15 protein-coding genes and 3 tRNA genes are annotated in these 17,476 nt (G+C 71.5%); 4 read left to right on the top strand and 14 right to left on the bottom strand.

Annotation, left to right across the window (positions count from 1 at the left end; translation table 11 throughout):
- Nucleotides 1–8: 8 nt before the first annotated feature.
- Nucleotides 9–614: an MlaC/ttg2D family ABC transporter substrate-binding protein gene (locus tag MYMAC_RS18615; protein ID WP_013940371.1), complete on the bottom strand. Its 606-nt coding sequence runs from the start codon at nt 612–614 to the stop codon at nt 9–11.
- Between the two features lie 52 nt (nt 615–666).
- Nucleotides 667–2,418, bottom strand: a complete 1,752-nt coding sequence (locus MYMAC_RS18610; protein ID WP_239989632.1) for a TolC family protein — start codon at nt 2,416–2,418, stop codon at nt 667–669.
- A 254-nt stretch (nt 2,419–2,672) separates the two neighbouring features.
- On the opposite strand from MYMAC_RS18610, the gene MYMAC_RS18605 reads away from it, so the two are divergent.
- On the top strand, nt 2,673–3,596 hold the full coding sequence (locus tag MYMAC_RS18605; RefSeq protein ID WP_013940369.1) for a class I fructose-bisphosphate aldolase: 924 nt from the start codon (nt 2,673–2,675) through the stop codon (nt 3,594–3,596).
- A 62-nt stretch (nt 3,597–3,658) separates the two neighbouring features.
- On the opposite strand, the gene MYMAC_RS18600 is transcribed toward MYMAC_RS18605, so the two are convergent.
- The 6 genes from MYMAC_RS18600 to MYMAC_RS18575 form a co-directional block, all read right to left on the bottom strand.
- Nucleotides 3,659–3,731 (bottom strand) — tRNA-Ala (locus MYMAC_RS18600).
- A gap of 90 nt (nt 3,732–3,821) precedes the next feature.
- A tRNA-Ala gene (locus MYMAC_RS18595) sits at nt 3,822–3,894 on the bottom strand.
- Nucleotides 3,895–3,949: 55 nt separating this feature from the next.
- A complete protein-coding gene (locus MYMAC_RS18590) occupies nt 3,950–4,351 on the bottom strand; it encodes a hypothetical protein (RefSeq protein WP_013940368.1) in 402 nt (133 codons plus the stop codon).
- Nucleotides 4,352–4,407: 56 nt separating this feature from the next.
- Entirely contained in the window at nt 4,408–5,640 is a 1,233-nt protein-coding gene (locus MYMAC_RS18585; RefSeq protein ID WP_239988872.1) for an RsmB/NOP family class I SAM-dependent RNA methyltransferase, read from the bottom strand.
- A 156-nt stretch (nt 5,641–5,796) separates the two neighbouring features.
- Nucleotides 5,797–6,471, bottom strand: a complete 675-nt coding sequence (locus MYMAC_RS18580) for a response regulator (protein ID WP_095959039.1) — start codon at nt 6,469–6,471, stop codon at nt 5,797–5,799.
- A gap of 101 nt (nt 6,472–6,572) precedes the next feature.
- Nucleotides 6,573–6,658, bottom strand: a tRNA-Leu gene (locus MYMAC_RS18575).
- 96 nt (nt 6,659–6,754) lie between these two features.
- On the opposite strand from MYMAC_RS18575, the gene MYMAC_RS18570 reads away from it, so the two are divergent.
- From MYMAC_RS18570 to MYMAC_RS18560, 3 genes are all read left to right on the top strand, one after another.
- Nucleotides 6,755–7,498, top strand: coding sequence for a tetratricopeptide repeat protein (locus tag MYMAC_RS18570; RefSeq protein ID WP_013940366.1), 744 nt, complete (start codon nt 6,755–6,757; stop codon nt 7,496–7,498).
- A 398-nt stretch (nt 7,499–7,896) separates the two neighbouring features.
- Complete coding sequence (locus MYMAC_RS18565) at nt 7,897–8,853, top strand: diguanylate cyclase (protein ID WP_095959038.1); 957 nt, start codon at nt 7,897–7,899, stop codon at nt 8,851–8,853.
- A 48-nt stretch (nt 8,854–8,901) separates the two neighbouring features.
- Nucleotides 8,902–10,647 (top strand): response regulator, encoded by a 1,746-nt coding sequence (locus MYMAC_RS18560; RefSeq protein WP_095959037.1) that lies wholly within the window; start codon nt 8,902–8,904, stop codon nt 10,645–10,647.
- Here the strand turns inward: MYMAC_RS18560 and MYMAC_RS18555 are convergent.
- The 6 genes from MYMAC_RS18555 to MYMAC_RS18535 all read right to left on the bottom strand — a co-directional run bounded on the left by MYMAC_RS18555 (nt 10,635) and on the right by MYMAC_RS18535 (nt 17,472).
- Nucleotides 10,635–11,561: a bestrophin family protein gene (locus tag MYMAC_RS18555; protein WP_043711296.1), complete on the bottom strand. Its 927-nt coding sequence runs from the start codon at nt 11,559–11,561 to the stop codon at nt 10,635–10,637. The two genes, MYMAC_RS18560 and MYMAC_RS18555, sit on opposite strands and share 13 nt — an antisense overlap.
- Nucleotides 11,562–11,679: 118 nt before the next feature.
- Nucleotides 11,680–12,297, bottom strand: coding sequence for an HdeD family acid-resistance protein (locus MYMAC_RS18550; protein ID WP_013940362.1), 618 nt, complete (start codon nt 12,295–12,297; stop codon nt 11,680–11,682).
- A 148-nt stretch (nt 12,298–12,445) separates the two neighbouring features.
- Nucleotides 12,446–13,369, bottom strand: a complete 924-nt coding sequence (gene miaA / locus MYMAC_RS18545) for a tRNA (adenosine(37)-N6)-dimethylallyltransferase MiaA (protein ID WP_095959036.1) — start codon at nt 13,367–13,369, stop codon at nt 12,446–12,448.
- Nucleotides 13,362–14,135, bottom strand: coding sequence for a hypothetical protein (locus tag MYMAC_RS18540; RefSeq protein WP_239988871.1), 774 nt, complete (start codon nt 14,133–14,135; stop codon nt 13,362–13,364). The genes miaA and MYMAC_RS18540 overlap by 8 nt, the downstream gene beginning before the upstream one ends.
- A 65-nt stretch (nt 14,136–14,200) precedes the next feature.
- A complete protein-coding gene (locus tag MYMAC_RS37230; protein ID WP_013940359.1) occupies nt 14,201–14,347 on the bottom strand; it encodes a hypothetical protein in 147 nt (48 codons plus the stop codon).
- 32 nt (nt 14,348–14,379) lie between these two features.
- A complete protein-coding gene (locus MYMAC_RS18535) occupies nt 14,380–17,472 on the bottom strand; it encodes an outer membrane protein assembly factor BamB family protein (RefSeq protein WP_095959034.1) in 3,093 nt (1,030 codons plus the stop codon).
- Nucleotides 17,473–17,476: the final 4 nt, after the last annotated feature.

Raw genomic sequence — 17,476 nt, 5'->3', positions numbered from 1 at the left:
TGTCCGCGTCAGGGCACGGCCGTCTGCCCGGCGCTCTTCTGCGCCGACGCCGCGTTCTCCTTTTCGAGCTGCGCCCGCTTGCTCTTCAGCGTGGAGAGCAGGCCGTCGAAGCCCTTGTCGGCGAGCAGCTTGCGGAACTGCCCCTTGTACGTGTCCACCAGGGACACCTCGTCGGTGACGACGTCGTAGATGCGCCACGGCCCGGTCGCCGACGTGCGGTACAGGCGGTAGTCGACGGGGATGGCGTCCTTCTTCACCTTCACGGTGGTGCCCACGGTGGCCTCGTTCCCGTCCACGCCCTCCTCGCCGTACTTCACCTGGGCCTGCGCCTGCCCCAGGGCCTTCTGGGCGTAGGACGCGCGCAGGAGGCCCGTCATCGTGTCGGTGAACTCCTTGCGCTGCGCGGGCTTGAGGTCGGCCCAGGCCTTGTCACCCAGCGCACGCTTCGCCAGCTCCTCGAAGTCGACGAACTTCTCCACGACGCTGGCGAGCGACTGCGCGGTGGCGCCGGGCGCGTTGGCGGCCTTCTGTACGTCGGCGTTCCCGGATTTGACGACCGTCAGCGGGCCGGGCGCGGCGGCGAGCAAGGTGGCGGCAAGCAGGGAAGCAATCATTCCATGGGCTCCGAGTGAAAGGACGGTAGGGAAGACAGTGGTGAGCGCATGGTTATTCACCCGGGGTCAGCGGCGCCCCGGTAACCCGCGCGAGGGCGGCCATGCCCACCCGAACGTCGTGCCAGCTCTTGCCTTTGTCACCTGAAGCCTGGGCATAGGCCGTGAAAGCGTCCACCAGGTCACGCGTGTCACCGGTTCCCAGGTCGAACGCGGTGAAGGCGGCCGTCACCCACCGGCGCGCGCTGCGCTCCGCCTCGCCGAAGGAGCGGGCGCGGCTCCAGGCGGCCACCAGCTCGCCGTGCACCTTGGTGACCTCCAGCCGGATGCCCGCGCGGATCTGCTTCTCCTGCGCGCGCAGCTTGTCCAGCTCCGCGCGGGCCTGCTCCAACTGGGCATCCTTGATGGGGATGTCGAACGTCCCCCGCATCACCAGGCCCACGCCGGCGGAGCGGTCGTTGTACGGGTCGAAGGCGAAGGGGCTGCGCTGCCGCGTGGCGCTGGTGGTGAAGCGCACGTCATAGAAGCCGGCGAGCCCCAGGTCCGGGAAGTAGCTCCGCTCGCGGATGAAGACCTCGTGCTCCCGCGCGATGATGCCCGCGGCGATGGCGGTCAGCTCGGGCCGGGCCTGCTCCGCCCGCGCCAGCGCCTGCTCCAGGCTGGGCACCGGCACGTCCTCCTCCAGCTCCAGGTCCTCCTCCACCACCGCCACGGGCTCCTCCGGGCCGGCGTTGGCCAGCAGGCCGATGGCGGCGAGCGCGAGCTGACGGCCCTGCAGGGCCTCCGCCTTGCGCGCCTCCACCAGCTCCCGGAAGAAGCGGACCTTGTACGAGTCCACGGCGGACACCTGCGCGGAGTCCTCCTTCAACAGCCGGTCGATGCGCCCGGCCGCGTCCTCCAGCCGCCTGGCCACCTCCTCAATCTGCTGCAGGCCGCTTCGCGCGAGCTGGTAGCCAAAGTACGCCTGCGCGGCCTGGAAGCCGACCTCGTCGCGCATGCGCTCCCGCAGCGCGGCGCCCACCACCGGCCCCTGCGCGCCGGCCTTCTCCAGCGCCGTCAGCTTGCCGAACGTGTAGAGCGGCAGCACCGCGTTGCCGGTGGAGAACACCGTCACGCCGACGCGGCCGAAGTTGAGGTCGCCCTCCAACGAGGCCTCCGTCGTGGGCGGGCCGCCCAGCCCGTCGTTGCGGGCCTCGGGGATGGGGCCTCCCGCGCCCACGGTGATTTCGAACTTGGGGAACCAGGCCCACTTCGCCTGTTGGTAGAGCGCGTGGAACTTGCGCAGCTCCGCGCTGGCCTCCTCCACCCGGGAGTCCGTCTCACGGGCGCGCGCCACCAGCCGCGCCAACGTCAGGGGCGCCGGGCGCGCGGGCTGCTTCGCGTCCGAGTCAGGCGCGTCCGCCACCGTGTCCTTCGCGCTCTCCGCCTCCTGGCCGGGCGCCACGGCGGGCGCGGGGGAGATGGCCGGGCCGCCTCCATTGGCGCCAGGCGTCTGTTCGATGGAGCTGGGCGCCATGGGCGGCGGTCCCGGCGGCAGGTCCGGACCGCCGGTGCCCACCCGAGGCGTGGGCCGCGTGCCACCCGGGCTCCCCGTGCCGGGGACTGCCGCGGGCGCGTCCGAGCCGGGCGTCACCGCGTCGGGCGTCACCGTTTCGGGTGCGCCAGGCGAAGGCGAGGTGCCCGGCGTCGGCGATGGGGCGGCCGTGCCCGGGGTGCCGCCGGGGCTGGTCGAGGGGCCGCTCCCCGTCCCCACCGAGCCGGGGGTGAGCTGCGCGGCGGCCACTCCCGCCGCGAGCGCCAGCGCCATTGTCACGCCATGATCCAGGTGTCCGCGCATCAACCCGCCTTGTGCGGCTCCCCATATCCGAGAACCCCACGGCGGCGCAGCATGTCCGTTCGCCAGCGAGCCGTCACCGGTGTTGTTCGTCCCAATCGCGGGCCGGAAGGCATGGGGAGGCGTCCTGTCGTGGAACCCGTGACACTCGCGCGTGAAAAGGAGTTGGTGGGACGTGACGCATGCAGCAGATTGCGCCCTGTTCCCGAGACAGAGGATCCCCACACATGCCCCATACCGATCGCGTCAAGCAGATCCTGTCGTGGTACCCGTCCGACAACCCCGGCACGCTGACCAACCTGGCCCGGCTGCTGAACACCGGCACGCTGGCCGGCACGGGCAAGCTCGTCATCCTCCCGGTGGACCAGGGCTTCGAGCACGGCCCGGCCCGCTCCTTCGGTCCGAACCCCGCCGGGTATGACCCGGAGTACCACATCAAGCTGGCCATCGAGTCGGGCTGCAACGCCTACGCGGCGCCGCTGGGCTTCCTGGAGGCCGTGGCCGGCAAGTACGCGGGTGAGATTCCCCTCATCCTCAAGGTCAACAACTCCGACACCCTGGCCAAGGTGGCCAACCCCATGTCCGCGGTGACGAGCTCCGTGAAGGACGCCGTCCGCCTGGGCTGCACCGCCGTCGGCTACACCATCTACCCGGGCTCCGGCGCGCGCAACGAGCAGTACGAGGACCTCCGCGACATCATCGCCGAGGCCAAGTCCTACGGCCTGCCCACCGTCCTCTGGGCCTACCCCCGCGGCAACCTGTCCAAGGAGGGTGAGACGGGCATCGACGTGGTGGCGTACGCGGCGCAGATCAGCGCCCAGCTCGGCGCCCACGTCATCAAGGTGAAGCCGCCGCAGGACCACATCGAGCAGGCCGAGGCCAAGAAGGCCTTCGAGAAGGCCGGCATCGCCACCAAGACGCTGGCGGACCGCGTCCGCGAGGTCGTCCGCTCCGCCTTCAACGGCAAGCGCATCGTCATCTTCTCCGGCGGCGAGGCCAAGGGCACCGACGCCCTCCTGGAGGAGATCAAGCAGATCAACGCCGGTGGCGGCTTCGGCTCCATCATGGGCCGCAACGCCTTCCAGCGTCCGCACGAGGAGTCCATCAAGCTCCTCAAGGACGTGATGGCCGTCTTCGCCGGCAAGGCGTAGGCGCCGCGGCGGAAGACAAAAAGGCCCGCCAGGTCTCCCTGGCGGGCCTCTTCACTTCAGAGTGGAGCTAATCGGGATCGAACCGATGACCTCTTGAATGCCATTCAAGCGCTCTCCCAGCTGAGCTATAACCCCGGCTGCTTGCTGCTGGGCCGCTTTGGGGAGCGGCCCGACTTCAACAAAAAGGCCCACCAGGTCTCCCTGGCGGGCCTCTTCACTTCAGAGTGGAGCTAATCGGGATCGAACCGATGACCTCTTGAATGCCATTCAAGCGCTCTCCCAGCTGAGCTATAGCCCCGTCTTTACTGCTGAGCCGCTTTGGGGAGCGGCCCGACCGGCGAAGTGGGTGCCTTCTACCGTTTCTTCGCCCCAGGCACCAGAACTCTTTGGGGCCTCGGTGCGTTTTTTTGTTCGTTCAACCGCTGCGCCACCTCTTCCCCTTCCCGGAGGAGGTCGGTGAGCTCGCGCGCGGAGGCCTCGACCGCCTGCTCCGCTGCCTCCACCGCCTCGAGCGCGGCGCCGAAGCCCGACGGGAGCTCCAGCCGGCCCCTCTGGACCTGGCGCCAGACGGCCTCCCCCAGCTCCTTGAGCGCCTTCTCCTTCTGATCCTTCAACACGGTGGCCCGCGCGTTCGCCCGGGCCAGGTCCGTGTTGCGCTCCACGGCCTCGCGGAGCTGGGCCAACCGGTCCTGCGCGGCTTGGAAGGCCTCGTTGATCTGCTTCACCACCTCGGACTGCTTCGAGTCGGCCGCCAAGTCAGTCACACTCCTTGAGAAATCAACGATTGCGTAGCGTGTGCTTTCAGAGCCTGTCAACCCGGCCCCGCCCCGGTCCTCCGCAGCCGCGCCGCGAAGAAGCCTCCCCCGGGCACCTTGGGAGGCAACGCCTTCAGATAGGGGCCCTGCGCGGCGAGCGCCGCCCGCTCCGCGCCGAGGACGTCCTCCACCGGCTCCAGCGTGAAGTCCGGGTGCTTCGCCAGGAAGGCCTCCACCACCGCCTCGTCCTCCTCGGGCATCACCGAGCAGGTCGCATAGACGATGAGTGCGCCCGGCTTCGCCTGGCGTGAGACCTCTTCCAGCAGCTCGGACTGCGTGGCCTGGTACCTGGTGATTTCCTGCGCCGTCAGCTTCCACTTCTGATCCGGCTCGCGCGCCAGGGAGCCCGTGCCGCTGCATGGCGCGTCAATCAGGAGGACGTCCGCGTCGGACAGCGGGAGCGGATGCGGGAAGGCGACCTGCCGGAGCGAGAAGTGGCGCACGCGCTCACGCGCCTCGGCCAGCCGGCGCCGGGAACGGTCTCCCGCCAGCACCTTGCCCCGGGGCCCGACGAAGTCCGCCAGCGCCAGCGTCTTGCCGCCCGCGCCCGCGCACACGTCCGCGACGGTGAAGCCCTCCAGCGAGCCCCCCTTGGGACGGCACATCTCGGAGATGAGCTGGCTGCCCACGTCCTGCACCTGGAGCCGGCCGGACTTCATCACCCGCGTCTCGAAGACGCGGTGGCTGGAGTCCGTCACCCGCACCGCGTCCGGCGCCGCGAGCACCGGCTCCGCGTTGACGCCCTCCTCCCTCAGCGCCGCGAGCACCGCGTCCCGCGTCCCCGGGGGCCGCGCGCGGAAGTGAAGCGACGGCTCCTCGTCGAGCGACGCCAGCAGCCCCTCCAACCGCGCCTCCGGGTACGCCTGCGCCAGCCGCTGCACCAGCCAGTTGGGGAAGGAGTAGCGGATGGCCAGCCGCTCGGCCGTGGACTCCGGCAGCGGCGCTTCCGGCAGGGGCGCCTCCACGACGCCCTGGAGCAGATCGTCCTTGATGGTGCGCGGCCGCACCGGGCCCGGCAGCCGCACCTCGGGGCCGATGCGGGTCCACCCCTCACCACAGAAGATGCGGCGCCAGAGGGCGTAACGGACCAGCGCCTGGTCCTCCGTCAGCCCCACCTTCCCCATGGTGTGCCCCAGCAGCCGGGCCGCCAGGTCCAGCAGCCGCTGGTGCCGGGACAGCTCGCGCACCGCCATGGCGGCGAAGCGGCGCTCCTGCCCCCCCCAGGCCATTGGCCTCACGCAGGGAATTGGCGAGCGCGGCCTTCAGCGGCTCGCCGCGAAGCACGGCGATGTGCGCCTCCAGCGCCGCCGTCGCGCCACGCCGGGACGGACGGCCCAGGCGCTCCGGGTCCACGGGCGTTACCGGCCAGACGGAATCCACGTGCTTCAGCCCTGCCCTTTCAGTCCCACGACCACCGCCAGACAGCCTTCCGGGCTGCGCACCCGAGGCCGCTGCCCCGCCCCCAGGAAGAGCGACTCGGGCGCGGCGTACGTCACGCCCTCCACCTGCAGGGAGCCTCCGACCACCTGGACGCCCGCGCCCTCGGACGTGGGGTGGAACGTCCAGTCAACGTCCGCCCCGGCCGTCAAGGACACCCACACCGTGGGCGGCTCGGGCTCGCGCGCGAGCCGCACATGGGTGCCTTGAGACGACCAGGCGCTCGCGGGCGGGCGGCCCCCCTGGGTGGCCAGACGCTCCACGTCCTGACGCAGCGCGATGAAGCGCTCGACCAGCGCGACGATGTCGTCGATCTGGAAGGGCTTGAGGAGGATGGCGTCCGCCACGTGGGGCAGGACGGCCTGGGTGACCTCCTCCGGCGTCGCCGCGCTGACCACCGCCACCGGCTGCTGACGCTGGCGCGCCGCCTCCACGACGGTGCGGCCTCCCTGCTCACCGCCCGAGATGCGCAGGTCGGTGATGACCAGGACGAAACGCTCCGCCTGGAGCGCGGCGACGGCATCCTCTCCGGTGCTGACCGCATGGACCTCCGCCAGCTCGGAGATGAGCTCGCCCATGCCTTCCCGAAGGCTCGCGTCGTCCTCGACCAGCAACACCCTCATTACCGGGGGACCTCCGCCGCCCCTACCTGCTGGAGCCTGTCCTTTATCAGGACCGGGCGCGTCCAGCGCAAGACGACCTCGCCGGTCCTGCCCTTCGGATATGGCCCTCCCCGGACTCGAACCGGGACGCGGGGTCAGCCGCAGCGGATTTTGAGTCCGCCTCGTCTACCAATTTCGACAGAGGGCCCCCTGCTGTCGCGACGGGCAGACGTATACCGCGAGTTGATGCCAAGTGCATCCGAAGATTGCGGTGGTCCACGCACATCGCTAAGAGGGGCCCCCCATGTACAACCTTCTCATCTCCCTCGGTGTGGGAATCGCCGTCGCGCTCCTCGTGAAGGTCGCCGGCTTCTCCATCTGGGCAGGGCTCGTCCCCGGAATCCTGGCCCTCGTTGGCGCCTACGTCGTGCTCGCCCGCAGGGTGGCCAGCCGCGTCCAGGCCCTGATGACGGTGGTCCAGAAGGATCTCCAGTCCCAGCCCTCCAGCCAGAAGGACGCCCAGGCGCGGGTGGACCGGGCCGTGAAGACGCTGGAGCAGGGGCTGGTCTACGACAAGTGGCAGTTCCTGGTCGGTCCGGAGCTGCACTCGCAGATCGGCATGTTGAAGTACATGGTGAAGGACCACGAGGGCGCCAAGGCCGCCTTCGCCAAGGGCAGCACCCGCAACTACATGGCCAAGGCCATGGAGGGCGCCCTGTACTTCCAGCGCAAGGACTTCGACGCCATGAAGAAGGCGTTCGAGTCCGCCACCAAGAGCGGCAAGAAGGAGTCCATCGTCTGGGCGGCCTATGCCTGGTGCCTGCTGCAGAACAAGGACAAGGAAGGCGCGCTGCGCGTGCTCGCCCGGGGCGTGGAGGAGAACCCCAAGGACGAGAAGCTCAAGGGCAGCCTGGCGCAGCTCCAGAACGACAAGCGGCTGAAGATGAAGCCGTACGAGCCCATGTGGTGGCAGTTCGGGCTCGAGGCGCCGCCGCCGGTCATGCCGCCCATGGGTGGCCGCCGCATGCAGTTCAACACCCGACGCTAGCCCCCCGTCGCGCGGCCCGCGAGCGTCCGCCCTCGCACGGGAATATCTACCGCCTCGCCCCTCGGCGCGCTGCAACGTCTTCCGACCCTGTACAACAGGGTGACGCGAAGGGTGCGCAACCGCCCGGAAACACTCTGACTGCCCTCCCCCACCGAAGGGCATGCTGCTTGCTCCCGCACCGTGCTCACGGATACGGGGAAAGGCCCCGTCTCGCGGAGCCTGACAGGCTTGGCAGCCGGAGGTCTCGGGTGAAGGTTGTGGGCGTTGGGGTGTGCTTGCAGGACCGGGCGGCGGCGGATGCGCGTGGGGCGCAGGGGCGTTGGGAGCACACGACAGGGCGTGGCACCCGAGACTTTCGGCCTGCCATTTCGCAGCAGCCGAGTGAAGCGGAGTGGTGCATGGAACGGCGCGGCCGGACCTCGGAGCGGTCCCTTCTGCTCATCATCGAGGATGACGCACAGGTCCGCGAGAGCCTCGTGGACCTGCTCGCCGCGCGCTTCGACGTCCTGGCCGCCCCGGACTCGGACGAGGGGCTGGAGCTGGCGCGGGAGCACCGCCCCGACCTCATCCTCCTGGACAGGTTCCTTCCCGGCGGGGACGGGCTCGCGGTGCTGGAGCTGCTCCAGCGCGAGCCGCGCACGGAGGCCCTGCCCGTCATCTTCCTCACGGGCGACGCGGACGAGGCCACCCTGGAGCGCTGCCTGGAGATGGGCGCCGTGGACTTCATCCACAAGCCGGCCAGCGCGCGGGAGCTGCTGGCGCGCATTGACCGGGCGCTGCGCACGAGCGAGCAGCAGCGCCGGCTGCAGGTATTGGCGCAGACGGACGGCCTCACGGGGCTGGCCAACTTCCGGGCGCTGACCATCCGGATGGACGAGGAGTTCCGCCGGGCCCAGCGCTACCAGTACCCGCTGAGCGTCGTCATCATCGACCTGGACCACCTCAAGGCCATCAACGACGGCATGGGCCATGACGTGGGCAACCGGGCCATCCTCGCGCTGGCCGCCCAACTGAAGAACGAGCTGCGCGAGTCCGACTTCGCGGCCCGCTTCGGCGGCGACGAGTTCGTCGCGCTGCTGCCGCACCAGACGGCGATGGAGGCAGCCGTCTTCGCCGAGCGCATCCGCAGCGGGCTGCGCGCCGTCGGCGTGCAGAAGAGCGACGGCCGCCCCGCCCCCTTCGGACTGAGCGTGAGCGTGGGCATCGCCGACCATACCTTCGAAGGGCCTCGCGAGGACACGGAGTCGCTGATGAAGGCGGCGGACGCGGCCCTCTACGAGGCGAAGCGCGAGGGGCGGGACCGGGTCGTCGTCTTCGGCAGGCCCGCGAGTTCGCCTCCGGCGCAGCGGCACTGAACGGGGCGCGGTGGGGCAGGCAACGGCGGGGCAGCAACGAGGGCGCGGATGATGCTGGCGAACAGACTGGCGACAGGCTCGAGGGTGGCGGTGGTGGGGGGCGGCATTGCCGGAGCGGGGCTTGCCGCCTCGCTCCTTTTCAACGGGAGGGCACGCGGGCTGGCGCTGGACGTGCGCGTGTACTCCGGAGGAATGTCGGACCGCACGGCCCCGCCCGCGGTGCTGACGCCGGAGTGCCGCTCCCGCCTGGCCGCGCTGGGCTGCCGCATCCCCCCCGAATGGCGCACCCACGAGCTGCGCGGGATTGAAGTCATCGCCGAGGGCCGGCGCGAGCTGCTGTCCTCCACGCCCGGAGGCCTCTGGGTGGTGGACGGCTGGCCCCAGGGCCTGGGCGGCCTGGAGCAGGTGCGGGACGTGCTCGCCACCGCGGCCAGCGCCCAGGGGGCCCGCTTCCTGCCCCGCCACGTCGAGCGCGTGGAGCGGCAGGCCCCCGCGCCGGACGCGCCCGCCTCCGTGCGGGGCGCGGGCTCGCTGGTGGTGCGCGCCCAGGGCAGCGGTGATCGCTTCCACGCGGTGGCGCTGGCGGCCGGGGCGGGACCGATGATGGGCGACGCCTTCTTCAAGGGCTTCCGCCCCGCCCCCACCGTCCCGGCGGTGCAGGCCCGCCTGCGCCACGCCGCGCCCCGGCTGGAGCTGGCCCCGGTGGCCCGGCTCTGGATCGCGCCCCTTCCGACGGTGGACGCCCTCTTCCTGCTGCCGGGCGCCAGCTCGGTGTACGCGCTGGCCTTCGGGCCCGCCGTGACGCCCGCGGACCTGTGCCAGGTGCTGATGATGGCCGCCCGCGACGGGCTGGTGGAGGAAGGCTTCGAGCTGGCGGCGCTGGAGACCACGCGCCTGCCCTACGGACCGGGCCGGACGCTGGTGGCCCCCGGGCAGCTCGCGGTGGGGCCCGCGGCCTTCGGCCACCCGCTCCAGGTGGGCCTGTCGGAGACGCTGGCCTCGTGCAGCCGCGCCGCGGTGGCGCTGCTGGACGGCGGCCTGGACGCGAGCACGCTGGAGCGCCGCTACGTGCGTGAGGGCCTGGGCGAGCTGCTGGAGGACTCGGCGGCGGGAGCCCGGACGCTCACCTGGCTGCGCCGCGCGGGCGCTCGGGCGCCGGAGGCCTTCATCAAGGCGAAGGGCCGGCGGACGCTGAGCGGCAGCTTCGACGGCGGCGTGCTGGGCCTGAGTGGCCCCACGCCCATCGCGCTCCTGGGCGCCGCGCGCTGGGAGGGCCTGAAGGCGCTGGTGGGCTCGTGGCTGCGCACCACGGTGGAGCCGGTGCCCTCGGTGGTGCCGGAGCTGGAGCCGGACCTCTACTACGTGGTGGATGACGACCCCGACGCGCGCGAGGCCATGACGGCGCTGCTGGAGAGCACGGGGGCGAAGGTGGTGTCCTTCGCGGACGAGCTCGCCCTCTTCTGCGCGGTGGCTCGCCGGCCGCCCACCGCCATCCTGCTGGACGTGGTGCTGCACTGGGTGGACGGCCTGCGGCTGGCCGAGGGCCTGAAGCAGCATCCCCTCACCCGCCACACCCGCGTGCTGGTGATGAGCGGGCTCAACCGGCCGCATGTGCGGCAGCGGGCCCTGGACGCAGGGGCGGAGGCCTTCCTGCCCAAGCCCGTGGACCCGGACCGGCTCCTGCGCATCCTCACCGGGCGCGCGCCCCTGCTGCCCGAGCTGGAGCACGCGCCCACCGCGCCGCTCCCGGAGGAGGCCCCGCGCGAGCACGCCACGGACCGCTACGCGTCCTGACCGCCGCCGGGAATGGCCACCGCGGAGACCGGGGCGTGGATCGCCTCGGCGCTCCCGGGCGTCAGCGCCTTGAGGTTGGCGCGGATCGTCTCACAGATGCGCTCCAGCGGCAGGTCGTTGTCGTCGTGGCCGAAGGGGTCTTCGATCTCCACGCCAATCTCCTCGATGCCGAAGAAGATGTAGGCGACGATGAACGTGGCCAGCACCGTCAGCCATCCGAACGAGGCCACCAGCGCGAACGGCAGCGTGTAGCAGTAGACGAGGAGCGCCCGCCGCAGGTGCATCATGTACGCGAACGGGATGGGCGTCTTGTGGATGCGCTCGCAGCCGCCGATGTAGTCGATGAGCAATTGGACGTTCTGGTCGAGCTGCATCTGCACGTATTCGGGGTAGTAGCCCCGGCGCCGGCCCTCATCGAGCAGCGCGGACATCTTCTGGGAGACGGCCAGCGGGACGTGCTGGCTGCCCAGCACCGCGTCCGCCTCGTCGCGCGAGAGCTCGCTGGCGACGGGGCCCAGGTCCCGCTCCCCGCGCAGCGACGCCGTGGCCGCGTAGGGGAACGTGCTGATCCACCGCAGCAGCGTGCCGTAGAGCGCGGCGTCCTGGCGCAGGAAGACGCCCGAGGCGCGGGCCAGGTTTCGCGTCTCGTTCACGATGCCGCCCCACAGCTTCCGGCCCTCCCAGAAGCGGTCGTAGGAGGCGTTGGTCCGGAAGACGAGCAGCAAGCTGAGGGAGATGCCCGCCAGCGTGTGCACCGTGGGCGGGACGTCCAGGGGCTTCAGGTAGTGGTGGGCCGCGGTGACGCCCACGGCCCACAACACGCAGACGAGGACCCGGGCCACGATTTCGCGGACCATGGAGCCGCGGAGGTAATGGAAGTAGCTCCACCAACGGTGCGGGTCGTAGTCGATCATGTTCGCCGGCCGCGTACGCTGCCGCGCCAGCGCGGGGCATGGCAAGGGCCAATCCAAGGGGACACATCAGATGTGTCCACCCTGGAGGGGCGCGAGGGGGGCCTCGGCCGCCCGCCCGTCAGCGCGCGACGGTGGCCGGCGTCGTCGGACCGCCCGTGCGGAGCACCTTGCGCACGGCGAACGCGCCCGCCATCAGCGCCACGCCCCGGAAGAAGATGCCGATCCCCACCAGGGTCCCCACCAGCCAGACGGCGGAGATGGGCCACTGCCGCATCACGAGGATGCCCAGGACGATGGACACCGCGCCGTAGAAGAAGTCCCAGCCCCACCGGGGATAGCGGTCCATGACGGAGGTGATGGCGTGGAAGAGCCCGCTGGCGAAGAAGTAGCCCGCCAGCAGCAGCGTCAGCGCGCCCAGGCCCGCCGCCGGGTACACGAGGACGAAGAGCCCCACCACGACGGAGAGGATGCCGCTGAGCAGGTACAGCCAGAACGGGCCGCCCTCCTTGCGCGTCCGGAAGGCGGAGATGACCTCCACGACGCCGGCGCCCGCCAGCATCGCGCCGAAGAGGATGGCCGTCACCATGCTGGTGAAGAAGGCCGCCCCCAGCGCGACAATCCCCAACAACGTCATCAGCAGGCCCATGACGAAGGGGCCGCCCCAGGCGGCCGAGTTCGCCCTCGGATGCGGCTCAGGGGTCAGGATTTCCGGTCTGCGTTCATCGGTGAAGGCCATGGCGACAGCTCCCGAAGTGTGAGCACCTCGGAGGCCGGGCGGCCCCGCGTCACGCCGGGCCCCGGCACATCCATCACCGAACATGGGCCCACGGAGACCGGGCCACAACGACCGCCGGCCCCGCTCCGCCCCCCGGCTGCCCCAGCCGTCAGGGCGTGCCGTCCGCGCCGCGGAGCGCGTCCTCGTACGGAGGGGCCAGGAAGACGGCGCCCGGCTCCTTGCGGAACCACGTCAACTGACGCTTGGCGTAGCGGCGCGTCTCCTGCGCGGTGTCGTGGAGGGCCTCGTCGCGCGTCATCCGGCCTTCGACGACGGCGCGCGCCTGCACGTAGCCCACGCTGCGCATGGGCGCCGCGTCCGCGTAGCCGCGCTCCAGCAGCGCCCGGGTCTCCTCGACGAGCCCGCGCTCGAACAGCGCCCGCGTGCGCGTGTTGATGAGCCGGTACAGCAGGTCTCGCGGCGGTGACAGCACCTGGAGCCGGAAGGGATAGCGGTCCGGCGCGAAGGCATGGGCCTTCCGGAACACCGAGGCGGGCACGCCCGTCTGCGCGTGAATCTCCAGCGCGCGGATGACGCGGAGCAGGTCCTGCGGGGGCAGCTTCGCCGCCGTCTCCGGGTCCACCTCCGCCAGCTTCCGGTGCACGGCCTCGCGCCCCTCGCTGGCGGCGAGCGACTCCAGCTCCGCCCGCAGCTCCGGCAGCGCGCCGGGGGCCTCGAGCACGCCGTGGAGCAGCACGCGCAGGTACAGGCCCGTGCCCCCGACGACGAAGACGGGCCGGCCCCGCGCGGAGATGTCCGCGATGGCGGCGTCGGCGCGCCGCTGGTACTCGACGGCGGAGAACGGCTCCAGCGGGTCCACGGCGGACACCAGGTGATGGGGCACCGCGGCCAGCTCCTCCGCGGAGGGCTTCGCCGTGCCGATGTCGAAGTGCCGGTACACCTGCTGCGAGTCCGCGCTGACAATCTCACCGCCGGCCCGCCGGGCCAGCGCGATGGCCAGCGCCGTCTTCCCCGACGCCGTGGGGCCGGCAATCACCGTCAACGGAGGCCGCCCTGCTCCACCCTCACCCATGCGCCAGCGCTCCCTGAATCACCGCCGCCGCGGACGCATCCCGCGCGAACACCAGCCGCACCGGAGTGACGTCCGACAGCACCCGCCCCGCCGCCGCGAGCAGGCCGCCGCGCCCCGCCGGGGTCGCCTCGGGCAACAAGGCATTGAGCAGCAGCATCCGCCCCACCTCCCCCGCGGCCTGGGCCTCCCACCGGGACACGCCCTCCCACGCCAGCGTGCCCACGGCGCTCAAGCGGGCCTCGGCCGCGAGCCCCACGTTCCACGGCGTCCCCGCCGCGCGCCAGCCACCGCCCGGCGCCGGCCACACGGCGACCAGCTCATCGGACAGCACCTCGCCGCCCGCCTGGGCCCACAAGGCCCCGAGCGTGCTCTTCCCCGCGCCCGACGGCCCCGTGAAGAGCGCGGCCCGGCCCTGGTGCGCCACCGCCACGCCGTGCACCAGCAGGCCCCCGCGCCGGGCCAGCGCCCGGGCGAGCATGACCTTCAGCACCGTCTCCACGGGGAAGCGCCCCCGCCCCTCCACGCGGGCCTGGAGGCCGTCGGCGGACAGCGTCGCGTCGTAGTCCTCGCCCGCCAGGCTCAGCGAGCCGTCCGGGGCACGCAGGATTCGGGGCAGCGCACGGATGTCCGGAGCGGGGCGGACCACGGCGGGGCCCACGGCCACGAGCCGGGCCACCTCGCCGCCCTCAACAGGATGGGACACCACGAACCGGGAGAACATGCGCCGGAGCGAGTCTCGCAGGCCCGCCTCGGCGACTTCCACCATGCTTGTCCAACCGGCGATGCACAGGCAGAGCCCCGCGTCCTGCGCGGGGCCCTCCGGCGGGAGGCTCAGGGGATGCACTCCGACTCACCGGGGATTTGGCACTGGGAGATCTGCGCCAGCGCCACGAAGGGCTGCTCCCACAGGATGGCCGGAGCCTCATAGGCACGGGCCTCGTCGGGAGGGGGCGTCGTCTGGAAGTCGTCCGAGGTCATAGGGCGTACGAGCGAGGAGGAGAGGACGTGCTTCACTGGAAGGGAACGGGGAAGGCGCAGATGCGGCCGTCTTCCGAGCCCACGTGGAGGCGGCTCACGGTGTGGTCGATGGTGGGCGTCCCGATTCGCTGAGCGCCGCCAATCGAGACCTGGGCGGAGTCGGTGCCATCCAGCAGCTCCAACTGATGGACCTGCCCGTCGGAGCTGCCAACGTAGAGGCGCGCCACCCCATTCCGATTGAAGGAGAAGGTCCCGGAGGGAGACTCAATCGGCGTGCTCCACCGCAGCACCGGCGGCGACTGGGCCGGGCCGCTCACGTCGTACAGCGCCACCTGCCCGGCCGCGAGGCTGGCCACGAAGCCCGTGCCCTGGGGCCGCACGAAGCTGGTGAAGGCGGGCGTATTGGGCGCCGGGCGCGTGGTGACGGGCAGGCTCCAGGCGAGCTGCGCCGTGGCCCCGTCAACGCCGTGGACCAGGCCGTCACTGTCCGTCACCAGGATGAGGTTGCTGTACGCGTTGCGCACCAGGCTCAGCTCGACGTCGCCCACCGGGAGCGCGCCCACCTGCTGGCCCGTGAGCGAGTCCAGCACGCGCAGCGTGTTCGGCGAGCCCGCGTGCGCGCGCGTCGCCACGAAGAGCCGGTTCTGGGTGTAGTCCACCACCATGCCGCCGGCGACCATGCCCAGGTCGCCGGGCTGGTAGGTCCACACCAGCGCGCCGGTGGCGGCATTCAGGGCCACCACCCGGTTGCGCGACGCGTCCGCCAGCCGCGTGGCGAAGAAGACGAGGTCCCGGTTGGGGTGCGCGGCGCGGTACGCCGCGTTCGCGTAGTCGTAGAGCTGCGTGACGGGGAACGACTGGATGGTGCCAATGGGCTGGCCGCCGTTGTCCCAGCGCCACAGCACCTGGCCGGTGGCGGCGTGGAGCGCGCTGGCCACCCCACCCTGGTCACCCACGAGGATGTACTGCCCGGACAGGCCGTGCAGCGGCACCACCGGGAAGCGGCTGCCGATGAGGCCCGACAGGGGGCGCGGCCGCCAGCGCTCGGCGCCGTCCTGCGCGGGGTTGGTGACCTGGGTGAGGTTGGCGACGACGGAGTCGTTGTAGGCGCTGAAGATGCCCGTGCCCAGCTCGGTGATGGGCTGCTGCAGGGCGCTCAGGCCCACGGAGTAGCACCACAGCGGCGCCCCGGCCAGGCGGGCCTGGGGCGTGGCCACCAGGCCCTCCGACGTGGGCTGGTTGCCCGGCGAGTACCAACGCACGTCATCCGAATTGAAGACGCGGTAGTAGTACGTGGTGCCGTTGGAGACGGCCGTGTCGGTGAACGTCGTGGTGGCGCCAACGTCGTCCGCGTACACCACCTGGGCATTGCCCAGGGCCGCGCCCACGCCGTAGGTCAACCCCTGCGTGGGGGCGAGGTTCGGCGGCGCCTCCTCCGAGCGGAGCACCAGCACGCCCCCGTGCACCGTCGGGTTGTCCCACGTCAGCGTCACGCGGCCGTCGCGGGCCACGGCCGTGAGGCGGTTCACCTCGGGCACGGTGCCCTGCACCAGCGTCACGGGGGTTTCGACGCGAATCTGCGGTCCGCCGTAGTCGTCGATGAGGTGGAAGCGGTGCCGGAACGTGGTGGGCCCGGACAGCGACGCCCCCGCCCCGAAGTCGGAGTACACCACCGTGAAGGAGCGCTCGCCGTTGACCGGGATGCCGGTGGCGTTCGTGGACTCCCAGGTGAGGCCCCGGGTGTTGTTGGCCGCCAGGCGCCAGCCGGTGGGCGTCCCCATCGCGCCCGCGATGTCGAAGTAGTTGAGCGCGGGCCGCAGCAGCGTCACCTCATGCAGCGGCATGGGGCCCCGGTTCTGGATGGTGTAGATGATGGAGCGGTTCGTGGAGTTGGCGGCCACCGCGCTGATGTTCGTGCGCACGCGGTGCTGCACGATGCGCCCCCGGTTCGACTCCACCAGGCTCGACGTCACCGACGCGCCGTTGCGCGTGGCATCCACCTGCCCCCGGAACCGGTAGTCCGCGAACTGCGACCCCGACACCTGGTACGTCCACACGAAGTGCGCGGAGGCGCCCGGATCCAACCGGGGAACGCTCACGGGCCCGGGCCCCGACACCAGCGACGCGGCCGCCGAGCCCTCGAACACGGGCGCGCGCGGCGTCACGTCCAGGAACGTGTCCGTCGACGACGGGTTCGTCACGGTGAGGCGCACGCGCACCGTCTCGTTGTTGAACGCGTCCTCGGTGTCCACGTCCACGGCCACGGGCAGCGCGCCCACGTTGACCATCTGCGTGTCCACGACGGGCGACACGGTGTTCCCGTTCCCGCTGACGCCCCGCACCTGGGCCACCAGCGTCCCAGCCGAGCCCGTCCGCGCCAGCGCGGAATAGACGCCCGCCTCGCCGCGGCGGATGTTGCGCCTGAACGACGCAGGCTCGGTGTCCACCACCTGAAAGGTGACGGCGCCCGCGCCCGTGGAGGGCCCTTCAATCGTCGTGTTGTTCTGGTTCGCGCCGGCGCGGTTCTCCACCACCATCCGGGCATCGACGTCGCCGCCCACCCCCATCACCCGGGGCCGCACGTCCACCTGGGTGTAGAGGCCGGAGCGGATCCAGCTCGCGCTCGACCCCGTCACCGACGTGGAGAAGTCACCACCCATGCAGGTGTCGCGCGCCTGCGTCTGCCCCGACACGAAGCGCTCGGTGTTCTGGTCGCTGTTCGACGTCGGCGGCACCACGCGGAGGATGAAGCGCGCCGTGTCGTTCTGCCCCAGGCCGTAGTCCCCACTCCCGTTGCAGGGGTCCTGGTTGTAGAAGATGATCCATCGCTCGCTGGCGATGTAGTCCACCGTCCACCCCGGCGGCGGGATGGACGCGAGCGGGATGTAGCCCGAGGGCAGCTCGAACCACACCTCGTTGATGCGCCGGAACCACGGCGACCAACTGAAGGTGTCGTTGCGCACGTCGACGGTCAGCTCGGAGGCCTCGTCCATCACCACCCGCGCGCGGGTGTCCCCACCCTGCGGCTGCGTGGTCAGGACGGAGGTCGGGAACAGCGACTGCGCCCACCCCAGCGAGGGCACCAGGAGCGCGGCGGCGACGAGGGGCGCGGAAAAGGGACGCATGAAA

This window comes from Corallococcus macrosporus DSM 14697, from assembly GCF_002305895.1.
Classification (GTDB): Bacteria; Myxococcota; Myxococcia; order Myxococcales; family Myxococcaceae; genus Myxococcus; species Myxococcus macrosporus.
The sequence above is the reverse complement of the archived record's forward strand: the minus strand, read 5'-3'. Positions and strand labels throughout refer to the sequence as shown.

What these genes read in the sequence shown, in the direction of transcription:
- MYMAC_RS18615 (WP_013940371.1), bottom strand. Translation starts at nt 614, where the DNA reads ATGATTGCTTCCCTGCTTGCCGCCACCTTGCTCGCCGCCGCGCCCGGC.
- MYMAC_RS18560 (WP_095959037.1), top strand. Translation starts at nt 8,902, where the DNA reads ATGATGCTGGCGAACAGACTGGCGACAGGCTCGAGGGTGGCGGTGGTG.
- MYMAC_RS18585 (WP_239988872.1), bottom strand. Translation starts at nt 5,640, where the DNA reads ATGGCCTGGGGGGGGCAGGAGCGCCGCTTCGCCGCCATGGCGGTGCGC.
- MYMAC_RS18565 (WP_095959038.1), top strand. Translation starts at nt 7,897, where the DNA reads ATGGAACGGCGCGGCCGGACCTCGGAGCGGTCCCTTCTGCTCATCATC.
- MYMAC_RS18580 (WP_095959039.1), bottom strand. Translation starts at nt 6,471, where the DNA reads ATGAGGGTGTTGCTGGTCGAGGACGACGCGAGCCTTCGGGAAGGCATG.
- miaA (WP_095959036.1), bottom strand. Translation starts at nt 13,369, where the DNA reads ATGGGTGAGGGTGGAGCAGGGCGGCCTCCGTTGACGGTGATTGCCGGC.
- MYMAC_RS18555 (WP_043711296.1), bottom strand. Translation starts at nt 11,561, where the DNA reads ATGATCGACTACGACCCGCACCGTTGGTGGAGCTACTTCCATTACCTC.
- MYMAC_RS18610 (WP_239989632.1), bottom strand. Translation starts at nt 2,418, where the DNA reads ATGGCGCTGGCGCTCGCGGCGGGAGTGGCCGCCGCGCAGCTCACCCCC.
- MYMAC_RS37230 (WP_013940359.1), bottom strand. Translation starts at nt 14,347, where the DNA reads ATGACCTCGGACGACTTCCAGACGACGCCCCCTCCCGACGAGGCCCGT.
- MYMAC_RS18535 (WP_095959034.1), bottom strand. Translation starts at nt 17,472, where the DNA reads ATGCGTCCCTTTTCCGCGCCCCTCGTCGCCGCCGCGCTCCTGGTGCCC.
- MYMAC_RS18605 (WP_013940369.1), top strand. Translation starts at nt 2,673, where the DNA reads ATGCCCCATACCGATCGCGTCAAGCAGATCCTGTCGTGGTACCCGTCC.
- MYMAC_RS18570 (WP_013940366.1), top strand. Translation starts at nt 6,755, where the DNA reads ATGTACAACCTTCTCATCTCCCTCGGTGTGGGAATCGCCGTCGCGCTC.
- MYMAC_RS18540 (WP_239988871.1), bottom strand. Translation starts at nt 14,135, where the DNA reads ATGGTGGAAGTCGCCGAGGCGGGCCTGCGAGACTCGCTCCGGCGCATG.
- MYMAC_RS18550 (WP_013940362.1), bottom strand. Translation starts at nt 12,297, where the DNA reads ATGGCCTTCACCGATGAACGCAGACCGGAAATCCTGACCCCTGAGCCG.